This is a genomic window from Microbacterium neimengense, assembly GCF_054782995.1.
This window is the reverse complement of sequence record NZ_BAAGRK010000003.1, coordinates 176,716-191,138: the sequence shown is the minus strand read 5'-3', so window position 1 is coordinate 191,138 and position 14,423 is coordinate 176,716. Positions and strand designations below refer to the sequence as shown.

Sequence of the window (14,423 nt, the reverse complement as noted above, 5' to 3'; positions counted from 1 at the left end):
TGTCCGTTCCGACGCCGTGCCATGCCCGCACGCGGGCGGATCCACAACTGAACACCGCATCCGATGCGACGTCGACTGTTACACGGTCCGGTCGCTCGAGACGAACAGGACTCTCGATGACGAGAAACTCCCCGCCCGTATCCGTCACCCCGACACGGCACCGCCGGCGCGCCCGCGCGTTCGCCGCATCCGTGCTCGGCGCAGCGCTCACCGTCACCGGTCTCGGCGTCCCCCTCGCCGCACAGGCCGCCGACGTCCCGGCCCCCACGGCCCACTACGACATGTCCCACCAGGGCCAGTCCCTGATCGATGTGTCGGGCAACGGCCGCAACGCCACGCTCACCGGCTTCACCGACGCCTCGTTCGCGGATGCGGCCGGCGACGCCGTGCTGCGCTTCCGAGCCGACGGATACGCATCCCTGCCCAAGGGGCTCGTGACCGGCACCGACAACGACTTCACGGTCGAGTACACCGTGGCCACGCAGACCGCAGCCAACCACTTCGGCTGGGTCATCGGCGACGGCGTGGGGCCGTGGAACACGACCCAGCTCGGCAACCACATCTTCCTGAGTCCGCGTTCATCGCAGGGCGGCTACGTCAACCAGGCGCTCGCCGCGATCCGGGTGAAGTCCGGGAGTGACAACGGCGAGACGCGGATGCCGGCCGGCGGTGGCCTGAACCCCGGCTTCACGACCCTCACGATGGTGGGCCAGGGAAACACGCTGACCCTGTACCGCGACGGTGTCGTCATCTCGACCCTCACCCACACCCGCTCTCTCAGCTCGATCATCCCGAGCGGCAACGTCCTCGGGTATCTCGGACGCTCCCTCTACCAGGGCGACGCGCTGCTGCGCGCCGACGTCTCGGACGTGAAGTTCTGGGACGCAGCCCTCACCGCGGACGACGTGCGCGCCAGCATGCCGACGGCTCAGGAGAAGAGCGCGGCCACTGCCGCACTGCTGCGCGGCGATGTGCTCGCAACGATGCTGGGGGCGAACCCCTCGCTCGACCGGGTGTCGACGAACCTGACTCTCGCGGCCACGGTCAACGGCGTCGCGCTCACGTGGGCCTCCTCCTCGCCCCAGACCGTGTCCACGACCGGCGTCGTCTCCCGCTCCATCGCCCAGGACACCCCTGTCACCCTGACGGCAACGAGCTCGTTGGGAACGCTGAGCTTCGATGTGACCGTCGTCGCTCCGTCCGTGTCGAGCGATCTCGACGCGATCGTTCTGGCGACGCGCACCACCGAGAACCTGCCCCTGGCGACGAAGGGCGCCGTCAACGGCGCCACCATCACCTGGACCTCGTCCGACCCGACCCTGGTCACCGGCACCGACCCGGCCTACACGGCGCCGGGCGCGGGCTCGGCGGACCCGTTCGCGGGCGGCGGCATCGTCTCGCGGCCGGCATACGGCGCGGGCGATCGCAGTGTGACGCTCACCGCGACTGCCGCGCTGAACGGACGTTCTGCCGAGCGCACGTTCGAGGTGACCGTCGCCGAGCATGGCCGGTGGGCACCGGACGCCGGCTACGCGGCGGCATACTTCACGTCCGATGGCGACGAGAAGATCTATCAGGCGGCCACGAGCGGGAACGACTTCTTCACCTTCTCCGCGGTGAACGGCGGAAACCCGGTCATCACCTCGACGACCGACACGAAGGGCCTGCGCGACCCGTACGTGCTGCGCTCCAAGGACGGCGACAAGTACTACATGGTCGCCACCGACCTCTGCATCAGCTGCGGCACCGGTTGGGGGCCCGCCCAATCCGAGGGCAGTCTGAAGATCGAGGTGTGGGAGTCGACGGACATGGTGCACTGGAAGCGCACCAACGACGCGAACACCGGCATCACGGTGAACCAGCCCGCCGCGGGTATGACGTGGGCGCCTGAGGCGTACTGGGATGACGCGCTGCAGTCCTACGTCGTGCACTTCTCGTCGCGGCTGTACTCGGACGCGTCGAAGACGAACAGCGACAACCTGCACGCCCGTGTCTTCACCGTCCTGACCCGCGATTTCCGTACCTTCACGTACCCGCCCGCCGAGTGGCAGAACACCGGTTACGCGCGGATCGACTCGACGGTGCAGAAGATCGGGGACTACTACTACCGGTTCACCAAGAACGAGGACGGCGGCGCCGCCGACGGCCTCGAGCGCGGAAAGGACATCTTCCTGGAGCGTTCGAAGGTGCTCACCGCGAAGACGACTCATTCGGACTGGAACGCGAACCCCGAGACGGGCTGGCAGCTGATCGACACCGCGATGACCAGCCTCGAGACCGGTCAGGCGGGCGAGGGGCCCCAGATCGTCAAGCTCAACGACGGCGACCCGAACAACACCGCGGACGAGGACGGGTACGTCTTCCTCGTCGACAACTACGGTTCCGGCGGCTACCGCGCGTTCGTCACGACAGGCGACGAGATCGCGAGCAGCAACCGGGACGACCGCCTCTCGCGCCGGGCCGACTGGAACGTGCGCCCGGTGGGCGGTCTGCCCGCAAGCCCGCGTCACGGCTCCTTCGTCAACGTGTCGCAGGCCGTCCTGACGGCCCTGCACGGGTGGACGGATGTGGCCGCCGTCGCCTCGACGACGACGCTCACCGCCTCCGGCCGCACCGCCACCGCGCACGTCGTCGCCGCGGATGCCGGTCAGGTCGCCGGCACGGTGACCTTCGCCGGCGGCGGCTGGAGCCAGAGCGTGACGCTGGCCGACGGGGTCGCCTCGATCCAGGTTCCTGCCCAGGTCGGTGCCGTCACCGCCACCTATGACGGCTACCGCGATGGCCGCGTGAGCGTGTCGAGTTCCGCGACGGTCTCGCTCGGAGTCGCGTTCACGATCACCGTCGCCGCGAAGTGCCTGGCCGGGAAGGTCGTGCACTCCGTCGCGGTCGTCAACACCGATCCGTCGACGATGACGGCGACGATCGTCGGCGCCTACGGCAGCAAGGCGCTGACGCTGGCCACCGGTGCCTCGGCATCGGCAGCCTTCACGACGCGACTGACGGCGACGCCCGCGCAGGCGGTGACCGTGACGGCGAAAGCCGCCGACGGGCGCGCGACGACGCAGAGCGCCGTCGTACCTGCGATGACCTGCGGTTAGAGGCGGTTCTACACCACCGGGGCCGGGTCAGCGCACAGCTGGCCCGGCTCCGGTGCATGTGCGCAGGATGGTGGGGAGCCTCGACCGACAGGAGCACGCATGAGCGCCGACGACATCGACATCCATCCGATCTCGCCCGAGGACGCCGGAGAGGTGCTGACCCTGCAGCGCGCCGCCTTCGTGCAGGAGGCGCTGATCTACCGCGACATCGACATGCCGGTGTTCACCCAGACGCTCGAGGAGGTCGCCTACGAGTTGCGGGACAACCTGGGCCAGGTCGCGCGGCGCGACGGGAGGATGATCGGCGCGATCCGCGCGCGCATCGACGGTGATGTGCTGCTCGTGGGTCGGCTGGCCATCGCGCCCGATCAGCAGGGCGGTGGAATCGGCTCGGCGCTGCTGGACGCTGTCGAGGAGCGCGGCCGACGCGCGGGCGCCCGCACGGCGGAGCTGTTCACCGGCAGGTTGAGCGAAGCGAACATCCGCCTCTACGAACGCCAGGGCTACGCGATCTCCGAGGCCGCCGGCGGTGCCGGGGGCGAAGATGAGGTCTTCCTGCGCAAGGACCTCGCCGGCCCCGTCACCGCCGACGACTGATCGTCAGATGGTGGCGACCGACCCCGAGTCCACGCGGTAGTTCGACCCGTTGACGAAGGACGCACGCGCCGAGCAGAGGAAGGCGATCACCGAAGCCACTTCTTCGGGCTCGCCTCGGCGACCGAGCTCCATGTACGGTCGTTCCTCGTCGAGGAACGACGCGATCGCCTCGTCGAACGACTCGCCCCGTTCCTTCGAGCGCTTCTCCATCATCGCGTCGGTCATGGGCGTGTGGATGAAGGCGGGGGAGACGGCGTTGACGAGCAGCCCCTCCGAGGCGTAGCTGCGCGAGAGTCCCTTCGCGAGTGCCAGGATGCCGGCCTTCGCCGCGCAGTAGGGCAGCTCGTCGTCGTAGGGCTGCACCGCATCCTCCGAGGCCAGGAGCACGAGGCGCCCCCATCCGCCGGAGCGCAGATCCGTCAGGAACTCTCGGATCACGCGCACCGGTCCGAGCAGATCGGTCTCGATCGTCGACGTCCAGCCCTCGTCGTCGATCTCGTGGAACAGTCCCTGCGCGCCGGTGATGCCCGCGGACTGCACCAGGATGTCGATGGCGCCCACCGCATCCGTCGTCTTGCGGTGCAGCTCGGCCACGGATGCGACGTCGGTGATGTCGGCGGCGAACGCGTGGAGTCGGCCCTCGGGTGCGTCGAGTTTGGCGGCGGACTCCTCCAGCTTGTCCGCATCGCGGTCGGTGAGCACGACCGTCACTCCCTCAGCGAGGAGGAGCTTGGCGGTCTCGAAGCCGATGCCCGAGTCGCCCCCGGTGATGAGAGCCTTCTTGCCTGCGATGCCGAGATCCATGTCGGTTTCCTTTCATTCGCTTTCGGACGGGATCGGTCCGAACGTGTGTGCCGGGCGCCCCTGGGCGTCCGTGTCGATCACGAAGATCGATCCGCTGAGGGGAGCCGCAACGAGCTGCTGCTCGGTGAGGTTCTCGCGAGCGGTCCCGACGAACAGCAGATTCCGTGCCGGTCCGCCGAAGGCGACGGAGGTCACCTGCGGCGCGGGGATTCGGATGCGGGCCTCCACACGCCCCTCCCGAGTCCACCGCACGATCTGGCCGGCGCCGTAAACGCCGTTCCAGAATCGCCCGTCGGTATCCAGCGCGAGGCCGTCGGAGTCTTCGCCGACCAGGAACGGCTCGAGCTCGCCGAGCGCCTCGGCCCCCGGCGAATACGCGCCGCGGTAGACGGTGCGGGTGGCCGTGTCGGTGACGTACATCGTCTGCGCATCGTCGGACCACTCGAAGCCGTTGGCGACGCCGAAACCGCCGCGGAGCGCCCGAACGGTGCCCGTCCGTTCGACGAGGTACAGGCTCGCGTCGGGTGCGCCGGTCGTCAGGTCCATCGCTCCGACCACGAAACGTCCGAACGGGTCGACCTTGGCCTCGTTGCTGCGGATGCCCGGGTGCGCGTGGGGCAGGACGGCGACCGTCCGCACGATCGTGCCGTCCGCATCCAGCAGGACGACGCGATCCTTCAAAGCCGCGATGAACCCGCCGGATGCGGCGGGCTGCACGGCGCTCACCGGTGCCGGCAGCTGCACGACCGTATCGCGGGAGCCGTCCTCGGGATCGTGCAGTCGGGCGCGGTGCACCGTGCCGCGCGTGATGTCGACCCAGACGAGTTCGTCGGTGCGGTCGTCCCAGAAGATACTCTCGACGAGGATCGCGTCGAGGCGCCGGAAGAGGCGGGGTTCAGTGCCCATCGAGCTCCTCCGCGGGGACGAGGTCGCGGATCGTCAGTGCTGCGCCGATGACGGCGAGGTGGCTGAGCGCCTGGGGGAGGTTGCCCCACGATGCGCCGTCGTGCTCCGAGATCATCTCGGCGTAGACGCCGACGTCGTTGGCGCGGGCGACGAGGTCGTCCATGGCCGCGACGGCCTCCTCGTGTCGTCCCACGCACGCGAGCGCACCGGCCCGCCAGAACGCGGAGGCGACGAACGTGTGCTCCTCTTGATCCATCCCCGTGTAGCGGTAGAGCAGGTGTCCGGCGCCGAGCCGTTCGGTGAGCACGTCGATCGTCCGCGACATCCGCTCGCCGCGGTCGAACCCGCTCTCGGCGTGCAGGAGGACCGAGGTGTCGACGTCCGTGGCGCCCGGATGCATGACGTACGCCCCGACCTCCTCCGACCAGCCGTGCTCGGCGATCCACGCCGCGATGCGGTCGCGCTCGGAGGCCCAACGCTGCGCGCTTCCCGGAATGGCGCCCGCCTCGGCGAGCACCACCGCATCGCGCAGCGCCTGCCAGCAGCCCATCTTCGAGGAGGTGTAGTGGCGGATCTCGGGAAGCTCCCACATCCCGGAGTCCGGCTTGCGCCATTCGTCGCAGGCGCGGTCGGCCATGGCGGCGAGCATGCGACCGGTGGCGACATCCAGAACGTTGCCCGCATCCACGTAGGTGCGGCAGATGGCGAAGAGGTCGCCGTACACGCCCAGCTGGAGCTGTCCGTGCGCCGGGTTGCCGGTCACGACCGGGCCGATCCCGCCCCAGCCCGGTGCGTCGCGCTCGGTGACGTCCTGCGCGAGGGCGCCGCGAAGGGTGTACAGCACGTGCAGGTCGGGGCCGTTGTCGCGGATAGTGCGCAGCAGCCACGAGATCGCGGCGTGCGTCTCCTCGCGGAGGCCGAAGCGCACGAGCGCGTGCGCGGTGTAGGCGAGATCGCGCACCCACGCGAACCGGTAGTCCCAGTTCTTGCCACCGCGGGGGTTCTCCGGCAGCGACGTGGTCGCGGCGGCGGCGATGGCCCCCGTGGGGGAGTAGACCAACAGCTTCAGCGCGAGTGCGCTGCGCTGCACGGTCGCCTGCCAGGGACCTTCGTAGCCGAACTCCCGCGACCAGGCGCGCCAGCCCTCGATCGTGCGGTCGATGCTGCGGTCGACGTTCTCCGGAAACGGCAGGTGCAGCGGCTCGCCGTCGGTCGCGACGACCACGAGCAGGTGGCGAGAGTCCTTCGAGGTCGTGAACGACCCTTCGACGCGCGGGCCGGCACCGTCGTCGACGGTCTTCGCTGCGCCATGGTCCTGTCCCACCACCGCCAGCGAGGTCTCGCCGACGCGGAGGATCGTCGCACCGTCACGCTGCTCTGCCCAGGGTGCCGCGGTGTTCAGGCGCGTACCCGGCTGCACGCGCCAGGTGAAGGAGACCTCGCCGTCGATGCCCTCCACGCGTCTGGCCAGCTCGGCCCAGGGGAGTCGCCCGGCGACACCCGTCACCATCGCGTCCGTCAGGCGGGCGGTGCCCGTCGGAGTGATGAAGGTGGTCTGCAGCACGTTCGTGCGCGCGACGTATCGGCGACGCACCTCGAACTCGCCCACGGGCGTGATCTCCAGACATCCGCCGTTCTCGGCATCGAGGATGCGTGCGAACACCGGCACGGAGTCGAGGTTGGGCACCGGCAGCCAGTCGATGCTGCCGCGCCGATCGACGAGCGCGACCGTGCGACCGTCGCCGATCGCCGCGTAGGACGAAAGGTCGGAGAAGGGGCGGGGCACGCAGTCACGTTAGGCGGCCCGCCCCCGGGCCGGGGCAGGCTTGCGTGCCGCGCGCGGTCGGGTTAGAAAGCCGTCCCGCGCACGAGTGCTAGCAACCCGTGGCGGGACGGACAACCCCCGGCGGCGCGCCACGAGCCGGGGTTAGCGTCGCACCCGTCAGACACCGAGCGACGGGCACGACCCGTCCTCGACGACGAAGGAGGACGACATGGCTGCCACGAACGCATCGAGCACGACGCGAAACCGCCGCCGCCCCGCGAAGGGCGGAGCCGGAGCCGGGCTCACCGAGGAGCAGAACGCGGAGAGCGGGTTCACCGCATCCCAGGAGCTCAGCGACAACCTGCAGAAGGTGCTCGTCGACCTGATCGAGCTCTCGCTGCAGGGCAAGCAGGCGCACTGGAACGTCGTCGGCCGCAACTTCCGTGACACCCACCTGCAGCTGGACGAGGTGATCGACGCTGCCCGCGAGTTCAGCGACACCGTCGCGGAGCGGATGCGGGCGCTGCACGCGCTGCCCGACGGCCGCAGCGACACGGTCGCCGAGACGACCACGCTGCCGGAGTTCCCGCAGGGCGAGATCGACACGAGCGAGGTCATCGACCTCATCACCGAGCGCCTGGAGGCGACGATCGGCACCTGCCGCGACGTGCACGACGAGGTCGACGACGAGGACCCGACGAGCGCCGACATCCTGCACGCGGTGCTCGAGCGCCTCGAGCAGCTCGCGTGGATGGTCAGTGCCGAGAACCGCGCGCCGGCGGCGCGCTGAGAGGGCTCGCACGATGAGCATGTACGACGCCCAGGATCCGACCACCCAGTTCCCCCGTCCGCCTTTCCCGCCCCAGCAGCAGAGCGCGCCGGGAGACATCCACGAGATGGACCCCGCGCCCGATCACGGCGAGACCAGTTACATCGGCTTCGGGCGGCTGCCCGGGCGCAAGGCGCTCGTGACCGGCGCCGACTCCGGCATCGGTCGGGCGGTCGCCATCGCCTACGCCCGTGAGGGCGCGGATGTGGCGCTCAGCTACCTGCCCGAGGAGCAGCCGCAGGCCGAAGAGGTCGCGGCGCTCATCGAGAAGGAGGGCCGCAAGGCCGTGCTGCTTCCCGGCGACCTGCAGCAGGAGCAGACCAACGTCGATGTCGTCGAGCGCGCCGTCCGGGAGCTCGGGGGCCTCGACATCCTGGTGATCAACGCCGGCACGATGCCCACGGTCGACAGCATCGACGACTTCGAGACGCACACGCTCGATCACGTTGTGAAAGCGAACATCTACCCGCTGTTCTGGCTGACCAAGGCGGCATCCGCTCACCTGAAGCCCGGCGCGGCGATCATCACGACCTCGAGCGTGCAGGGATTCCAGCCGTCGCCCTCGCTGGCCGAGTACGCGGTCTCGAAGGCGGGCATCGCCAACTGGACCCGTGCGATGTCCCAGCAGCTGATCGAGCGCGGGATTCGGGTCAACGGCGTGGCTCCCGGCCCCATCTGGACCCCCCTGCAGCCCGCTTACGTGCCGAACGAGAAGATCGAGGAGTTCGGCTCGCAGACGCCGATCGGGCGGGCGGGCCAGCCCGTCGAGCTCGCTCCGGCGTTCGTGTTCCTCGCCTCCCAGGAGTCCAGCTACGTGGTCGGCGAGACGATCGCCGTCACCGGCGGGATGCCGGTGCACTGACCTTCGCGGGGGAGACGGCCGTCCGGACGCCGGGCGGCCGTTTCCGCGCGTGCGCTTAGCATGGGCGGATGGATCCGCGGGTGCGTCGCACGCAGGAGCGCCTGCGCGCAGCGGTGTTCGAGCTGGCGTCCGCGATGCCGTTGTCGCAGATCAGTGTGACCGATCTCTGCCGCGCCGCCGGAATCACCCGCGACACCTTCTATCGGCACGCCGCCGGAGTGCCCGAACTGGCGGCCGACGCTCTCGAGGCGGAGCTGCAGGAGGTGACCGCTGCGCTGGGTACGGATGCGGCGATCGGTGACGGCGAGCGGATGCTGCTGGAGCACGTCCGCACGCGGGCCGCGGTCTACCGCTCGGCGATGGAGCCGGTGCTCGCCGCTCCGGTTCGGGCAGGACTCGAGCGGAGTCTGCGCCAGGGGCTGGAGGAGTGGGTGCAGCGGCGCCCCGCCATCGTGCCTGCGGCGATCGCCGGCGATGCCGCCGCCGTCTCGCTCGCCGTGGCCTATGCGGCGGCCGGCACGGTGGGGGCGATCGAGCAGTGGCTGCGGACCGACATGGCGGACCTCGACCGTGCGGTCGCCGTCATCCTCGCCGCATCCGCCCAGTGGTGGCAGCTCTGAATCATCGCGCAGATCTATAAGACATATGTCAGATAGTCTGCGTAGACTGCTGTCGTGCAGCGACGCCGCCCGGTCGTCGCGGGAAGGCAGTCATGGCACGTTTCGACGGGAAGGTCGCGATCGTCACCGGAGGCGTCTCCGGGATCGGGGCGGCGATCACACGCCGCCTCGTGGATGAGGGCGCTCGGGTCTTCGTCGCGGACATCAACGCCGAAGCAGTCGCCGCAGCCGGCGCCACTTTCGGCGAGAGCGTCGCGGGGCTGGCGACCGATGTCACCGATGAGGGTGGGATGACGGCGCTCTTCGACGGCGCGCGCGAGCGGTTCGGTCGCATCGACGCGGTCTACAACGTCGCGGGGGGATCTCGGCCCGGCCGCATCGTCGACATGGACCTCGCGACGTGGGACTTCAACATCCGACTGAACCTCTACGGCGCTTTTCTCGGCACGAAGCTCGGCGCCGAGCACTTCCTCGCCGAGGGCCAGGCGGGCGCGATCGTGAACATCGCATCCTTGAACTCGCTCGTTCCGATGCACTTCGGCGCGGGGTATTCGGCCGCCAAGGCCGGTGTCGTGATGCTCACGAAGAACGCGGCGCTCGAGCTCGCCGGCGACGGCATCCGCGTCAATGCGGTCTCACCGGGTCTCGTGGCGACCCCGCTCACCGGGGGCCTCATGAGCATGCCCGGTGTTCCCGAGGCGTACATGGCGCGCATCCCGGCCGGTCGGCCGGCCGAGCCCGAGGAGATCGCCGGTGTGGCGCTGTTTCTCGCGTCGGATGACGCCTCGTACGTGAACGGGGAGAACGTCGTCGTCGACGGCGCCTGGCAGACCAGCGGATATCCCGACCTGCGTCCCTTCCTCGGCTGAGGCGCTGCACGGGCGCCCGTCCCGGGCGCCCGTGCACGCGTAGGCGACCAGCAGACGATAAGTCAAGCCTCAGCCGATTGACACCGCCCGAGCGCACAGTAGGGGAAACCCCACGGAGCAGGAGGCGACGATGACGCTGCAGATGATGCCGGAGAACCGCACGCCCGCAGCCGGAACCGCCGCCGAGGTCACCGCTGACGCCCCGGATGTGTATGAGCTGCGGTGGGAGCGCATCGCCCCCGAACGCTATCGGGCCCTGCGTGGCGAGGACTGCGTCGGATTCGTCGACGTGGTCGGTGCGGTGTTCGTCGTACTCGCCGGATCCCGCTACGACCGTGCGGAGGAGATCGCCCAGACGCTCGACTTCGACCGGGTGACGGAGCTTCTCGAGGGCCCCTCGCGCTGATCGGATCCGGTTCGCCACCGGCGACCGGATGCGCGTATGCCAGATCGCGTATCCGGTGTCAACCCTCTTTGTTCGTGCACGAACGACCTCGATTCTCGTTGCTGTCACGCGGCTGCGTGTGGCGGATACTTCCCGCGTGGATCGGATCGATACCGAGCCCGCGGGCGGGTGATCGCACAGGGTGGGGATGCGCCGTGATCGGCGCGCGAGGAGGGCAGTTGGGCAGGTTGGATTCCACGGTCGTCGTTTCAGGTGACGGGGCGTGAACCAGGGAGCACCCTCCCGCCGTGGACTGCAGACGGATGACCCGCAACGCGCGCAGGAATCGGTGAGCGAGCTCTTCAACACCTCGATGGTTCTGACGGCCGACCCGCCGGTCGGATTCCGCTACCAGATGGCTGCCGTGAGCGACAGCACCCTCATGGCCACGGCGCTCCGCTTCGGCGGATCGAACCGCACGGACGCGGAGGAGTTCCCCCAGTTCATCGTCGCCCACGCGGTCGCGGGCCGTCATCGGTGGTCGGTCGGCCAGGAGAGCGGCGACGGCCGCATCCCGTTCCTCGTACCGCCGGCGACCGCGTTCTCGGCACGTTTCACCCAGCTGCAGCTGCGGGCGGTCAGCCTCGATGCCGACACGTTCCACCGGGTGCTGCGCGGGATGCTGGGGGAGGAGCCGCCGCGGCTTCGAACGGATCGGGTCAACGGCACCGCGGAACGTCACGTGATCGTGGCCGAGACGCTGCGCTTCATCGAGGCGACCCTGCTCGCCGACGAGACCGTGGCCACCTCGCCGCTTCTGCGCGCCCAGTTCACCCACCAGCTTGTCGCCGCCATTGCGACCACGTTCCCGCTGCTGGGCGAGCACTCGCGGACGCGCGCGCAGACGTCGCCGCGCACCGTGCGGCGGGCGATCGCGTTCATGGAGGAGCACGTGGCCGACCCGATCACGATCGGCGATGTCGCCGTCGCCGCGGGCACCTCGGTGCGGGGTCTCCAACTCGCCTTCCGGCGCTCGTACGAGATGTCGCCATCGGCCTTCCTGCGCCGCATCCGGCTCGAGGGCGCGCACGCCGATCTGATGGCGGCGGATGCGGGCGCTCGTACCGTGCGCGAGATCGCGGCCCGCTGGGGCTTCGCCCACACGGGCCGCTTCGCGCACCTGTACGCCGAGGCCTACGGCGAGCCGCCCTCGCACACGTTGCGGCGCTGAGCACGCGTCGGGGACATTTCATGCGCGCTCGGAGTGGAGTCCTCGCGCCGGCGAGAGCGCTCGCATACCGTGATCGGCATGGGACAGATCTTCTACGGGGCGAATGAGACGGCGGTGGAGATCGAGGATCGCGCCCTCGCGCACCTGAAAGTCGTGATCGCGACCAAGCTCCGCCGCGGCGAGAGCTTCACGGTGTCGCTCACGCATCCGGAGAGCGAGGAGGGCGGGCGCAGCACGCTGTGGTTCGCCCCCTCCATCCCGTTGCGCTTCGTGTTCGACGACCCGGAGCCCGCCGAGATCAGCCGCGATTGGATCGAGGAGCTCGCCCGCTCGGCACACTCCTCGGGCGGGATCGTGCTGCTTCCGGAGCGCGCTGAGTCTGCTGACGACGCGCGGTGAGGGACACCCGCGCACAGGCGGCGCCGACCGCCCGTGTTAGGATCGCTCCTTGGAAGTGTGTCCGAGCGGCCTAAGGAGCATGGCTGGAATCCATGTAGGCGGGGTAACTCGCCTCGCAGGTTCAAATCCTGTCACTTCCGCTCAGCCGAGAACCCCGTCCACGCGAAAGCCTGGGCGGGGTTCTCGCGTTACGGCGCTCCGTCGAGCCGGCGCCGTTCGACCAGAATCGTGTCGCGCCACCGATCCGCCCCGAATGCAGGTTTGGGCGGGGTTCTACTATGTGTACCGCTCTGACGGGTCTGGAAGACCAGCAGGGTGGCCTCGGGCCTCCGACGTCCCTCAGCCCTGCGTTCTAGTTGCAGACTCGGGACGGATCATCCTCGATCGAGATTGTCCCTAATCGTCTTCCGCCGTTGTATTTCTCGAGCGATGACTGAAGCGCTGTCTCCGGTCGAAAGGGACTCCCAGTCGGGCAACAGCCCATCAGTAGCGAGCAGCGCTCGGTACTGATGGGCGATGCTCAGAAGCTGGTCGTCATCACGAACCATGTCGTCGCCTCTTGGGCCGTGAAGTCGCTCCAGTAGAACGTCATCAGAAGCATCGACGTGCACCTTCAGGGCATCGACTGCGTTCAGCGCATGTTCGATGGACATCACGTCGTCCTCTGAGAGCTGTGAGGCCCCGCGATAGATCGGCCCATAGATTAGCTCTCCCACGTGCAGGCGATCAAAGATGATGAGATGGTCGGCCAAGGCCGCCGCGTACACCTGGTCGAGATAGTGATCCCGGAGGATCACATCGGGCGGCGGGGGGCCGTTGGCGACGATGCTGCCACCGAACTGACGAGCCAACGCCTCGGCCACTGTGGACTTCCCTGCGAAGTCCGGCCCTTCAAGTACCACGATCATGGGGTTCCTCATCCGACGACGGCTATTCCCGCGCGCCGACTCGCACCCAAGGCCGTCTGGGGCTAGCTTGGCGAGAAGGTTGGGGCGCTGCAATACCCGGGGGGATCGATGTCGCTCGTCGTGGAAGAGAGCACTCTCGATGACCTACTGTTCGCATCGGTTCAATATCTCCTCAGTTCGGGTGAGCCGGTGTCCACATCACGCGGCGAGACGCTGGAGACTCGTGGCGCTCGGCTGCAGCTCTCTAATCCACGAGCCAGAGTAAGTCGTACATCGGCCCTCCCTCACATGTTCAGCGCACTTGCGGAGACGATTTGGTACCTGACGGGAGATGACAGCCTTGACCATATTTCGTTCTACGTTTCGGGGTACAAAGGTCTGATTGGTGAAGGGACCGGAGTTTATGGTCCGCGCCTCTTCGGTACGGGGGACTACGCACAGATTCAAAGAGTTGTTCAGCAGCTCACTGCTGGCTCCACAACGCGGCAAGCCGTGGTCGAACTCTTCGAACGCCGCGATCTCGAGGCGGATCCACGAGATGTTCCTTGCACTTGTACTCTTCAGTTTCTTCTGCGTGGCGGCCGTGTTGACTTGATTGTCTTCATGAGGTCCAACGACGTCATTACCGGCCTAAGGCACGACCTCTTCTCCTTCACGTTCATCCAGGAGCTGGTTGCGCGTGCGATTGGGGCAGATGTCGGCACGTACACGCACTTTGTGGGCAGTCTTCATATATATGAAGAAGACCGAGACAAGGGCGAGACGTTCCTGCGGGAAGGCGCGCAAACGCCATACCCGATGCCGCTGATGCCTCCTGGTGACCCGTGGCCAAATGTCGAGGTCATCATTGAGTGGGAGGCCGCGTTGCGGGCGCAGCGGGGTTTCGAACCTCCTGATTCGCTGGCGCCCTATTGGCTGGAACTCGGCCAGTTGCTGTCGGGCTACCATGCGTACCGGCGGAAGGATAGTGCGGCCCTCACACTGGCTCGCGATCAATTGCGGGGGACGGTGTACGACCTCTACTTGAGCGATCGTGATCACATCCTGGAAGGAGAGTTACCAGATGCGTAGGAACTACGAGCAGGACTCACTGCGACTAGACAGGGTCCTCGCTGACTATGAGTCACGACATGGAGCGCTTCCGGGACTA

14 protein-coding genes and 1 tRNA gene are annotated in these 14,423 nt (G+C 68.3%); 11 read left to right on the top strand and 4 right to left on the bottom strand.

The window, feature by feature from the left end; all coding sequences use genetic code 11:
- The first annotated feature begins 116 nt into the window (after window positions 1–116).
- Window positions 117–3,098: an immunoglobulin-like domain-containing protein gene (locus tag ACYVJS_RS03530; protein WP_460737830.1), complete on the top strand. Its 2,982-nt coding sequence runs from the start codon at window positions 117–119 to the stop codon at window positions 3,096–3,098.
- Between the two features lie 99 nt (window positions 3,099–3,197).
- Window positions 3,198–3,695 carry a GNAT family N-acetyltransferase gene (locus ACYVJS_RS03525; RefSeq protein WP_460737828.1) on the top strand — a complete coding sequence of 166 codons (498 nt, stop codon included), beginning with the start codon at window positions 3,198–3,200 and terminating at the stop codon, window positions 3,693–3,695.
- Between the two features lie 3 nt (window positions 3,696–3,698).
- Here ACYVJS_RS03525 and ACYVJS_RS03520 read toward each other — a convergent pair whose 3' ends face one another.
- The 3 genes from ACYVJS_RS03520 to ACYVJS_RS03510 are packed head-to-tail and all read right to left on the bottom strand — an operon-like array spanning window position 3,699 to window position 7,191.
- Entirely contained in the window at window positions 3,699–4,499 is an 801-nt protein-coding gene (locus ACYVJS_RS03520) for an SDR family NAD(P)-dependent oxidoreductase (protein ID WP_460737826.1), read from the bottom strand.
- A 12-nt stretch (window positions 4,500–4,511) separates the two neighbouring features.
- A complete protein-coding gene (locus tag ACYVJS_RS03515) occupies window positions 4,512–5,405 on the bottom strand; it encodes an SMP-30/gluconolactonase/LRE family protein (RefSeq protein WP_460737824.1) in 894 nt (297 codons plus the stop codon).
- Window positions 5,395–7,191 carry a glycoside hydrolase family 15 protein gene (locus tag ACYVJS_RS03510; protein ID WP_460737822.1) on the bottom strand — a complete coding sequence of 599 codons (1,797 nt, stop codon included), beginning with the start codon at window positions 7,189–7,191 and terminating at the stop codon, window positions 5,395–5,397. The genes ACYVJS_RS03515 and ACYVJS_RS03510 overlap by 11 nt, the downstream gene beginning before the upstream one ends.
- Window positions 7,192–7,399: 208 nt before the next feature.
- Here ACYVJS_RS03510 and ACYVJS_RS03505 point away from each other — a divergent pair, with 208 nt between their 5' ends.
- The 8 genes from ACYVJS_RS03505 (at window position 7,400) to ACYVJS_RS03470 (ending at window position 12,505) form a co-directional block, all read left to right on the top strand.
- Entirely contained in the window at window positions 7,400–7,960 is a 561-nt protein-coding gene (locus ACYVJS_RS03505) for a Dps family protein (protein ID WP_234074791.1), read from the top strand.
- A gap of 13 nt (window positions 7,961–7,973) precedes the next feature.
- Window positions 7,974–8,861: an SDR family oxidoreductase gene (locus ACYVJS_RS03500; protein ID WP_460737819.1), complete on the top strand. Its 888-nt coding sequence runs from the start codon at window positions 7,974–7,976 to the stop codon at window positions 8,859–8,861.
- A gap of 68 nt (window positions 8,862–8,929) precedes the next feature.
- Complete coding sequence (locus tag ACYVJS_RS03495; protein WP_460737817.1) at window positions 8,930–9,481, top strand: TetR/AcrR family transcriptional regulator; 552 nt, start codon at window positions 8,930–8,932, stop codon at window positions 9,479–9,481.
- A 92-nt stretch (window positions 9,482–9,573) separates the two neighbouring features.
- Window positions 9,574–10,350 (top strand): SDR family NAD(P)-dependent oxidoreductase, encoded by a 777-nt coding sequence (locus tag ACYVJS_RS03490; RefSeq protein ID WP_460737815.1) that lies wholly within the window; start codon window positions 9,574–9,576, stop codon window positions 10,348–10,350.
- Between the two features lie 130 nt (window positions 10,351–10,480).
- Entirely contained in the window at window positions 10,481–10,756 is a 276-nt protein-coding gene (locus ACYVJS_RS03485; protein WP_460737813.1) for a hypothetical protein, read from the top strand.
- Window positions 10,757–11,018: 262 nt separating this feature from the next.
- A complete protein-coding gene (locus tag ACYVJS_RS03480; RefSeq protein WP_460737811.1) occupies window positions 11,019–11,966 on the top strand; it encodes a helix-turn-helix transcriptional regulator in 948 nt (315 codons plus the stop codon).
- Between the two features lie 78 nt (window positions 11,967–12,044).
- Window positions 12,045–12,365, top strand: coding sequence for a DUF7882 family protein (locus ACYVJS_RS03475; protein WP_460737809.1), 321 nt, complete (start codon window positions 12,045–12,047; stop codon window positions 12,363–12,365).
- A gap of 51 nt (window positions 12,366–12,416) precedes the next feature.
- Window positions 12,417–12,505: transfer RNA gene (locus tag ACYVJS_RS03470), tRNA-Ser, on the top strand.
- A gap of 234 nt (window positions 12,506–12,739) precedes the next feature.
- Here the strand turns inward: ACYVJS_RS03470 and ACYVJS_RS03465 are convergent.
- The gene (locus tag ACYVJS_RS03465) at window positions 12,740–13,273 is read right to left on the bottom strand and encodes a DEAD/DEAH box helicase family protein (RefSeq protein ID WP_460737807.1); all 534 of its coding nucleotides are present in this window, start codon (window positions 13,271–13,273) and stop codon (window positions 12,740–12,742) included.
- 108 nt (window positions 13,274–13,381) lie between these two features.
- Here ACYVJS_RS03465 and ACYVJS_RS03460 point away from each other — a divergent pair, with 108 nt between their 5' ends.
- The gene (locus ACYVJS_RS03460; protein ID WP_460737805.1) at window positions 13,382–14,344 is read left to right on the top strand and encodes a thymidylate synthase; all 963 of its coding nucleotides are present in this window, start codon (window positions 13,382–13,384) and stop codon (window positions 14,342–14,344) included.
- Window positions 14,345–14,423: the final 79 nt, after the last annotated feature.

What these genes read in the sequence shown, in the direction of transcription:
- ACYVJS_RS03530 (WP_460737830.1), top strand. Translation starts at nt 117, where the DNA reads ATGACGAGAAACTCCCCGCCCGTATCCGTCACCCCGACACGGCACCGC.
- ACYVJS_RS03525 (WP_460737828.1), top strand. Translation starts at nt 3,198, where the DNA reads ATGAGCGCCGACGACATCGACATCCATCCGATCTCGCCCGAGGACGCC.
- ACYVJS_RS03520 (WP_460737826.1), bottom strand. Translation starts at nt 4,499, where the DNA reads ATGGATCTCGGCATCGCAGGCAAGAAGGCTCTCATCACCGGGGGCGAC.
- ACYVJS_RS03515 (WP_460737824.1), bottom strand. Translation starts at nt 5,405, where the DNA reads ATGGGCACTGAACCCCGCCTCTTCCGGCGCCTCGACGCGATCCTCGTC.
- ACYVJS_RS03505 (WP_234074791.1), top strand. Translation starts at nt 7,400, where the DNA reads ATGGCTGCCACGAACGCATCGAGCACGACGCGAAACCGCCGCCGCCCC.
- ACYVJS_RS03500 (WP_460737819.1), top strand. Translation starts at nt 7,974, where the DNA reads ATGAGCATGTACGACGCCCAGGATCCGACCACCCAGTTCCCCCGTCCG.
- ACYVJS_RS03495 (WP_460737817.1), top strand. Translation starts at nt 8,930, where the DNA reads ATGGATCCGCGGGTGCGTCGCACGCAGGAGCGCCTGCGCGCAGCGGTG.
- ACYVJS_RS03490 (WP_460737815.1), top strand. Translation starts at nt 9,574, where the DNA reads ATGGCACGTTTCGACGGGAAGGTCGCGATCGTCACCGGAGGCGTCTCC.
- ACYVJS_RS03485 (WP_460737813.1), top strand. Translation starts at nt 10,481, where the DNA reads ATGACGCTGCAGATGATGCCGGAGAACCGCACGCCCGCAGCCGGAACC.
- ACYVJS_RS03475 (WP_460737809.1), top strand. Translation starts at nt 12,045, where the DNA reads ATGGGACAGATCTTCTACGGGGCGAATGAGACGGCGGTGGAGATCGAG.
- ACYVJS_RS03465 (WP_460737807.1), bottom strand. Translation starts at nt 13,273, where the DNA reads ATGATCGTGGTACTTGAAGGGCCGGACTTCGCAGGGAAGTCCACAGTG.
- ACYVJS_RS03460 (WP_460737805.1), top strand. Translation starts at nt 13,382, where the DNA reads ATGTCGCTCGTCGTGGAAGAGAGCACTCTCGATGACCTACTGTTCGCA.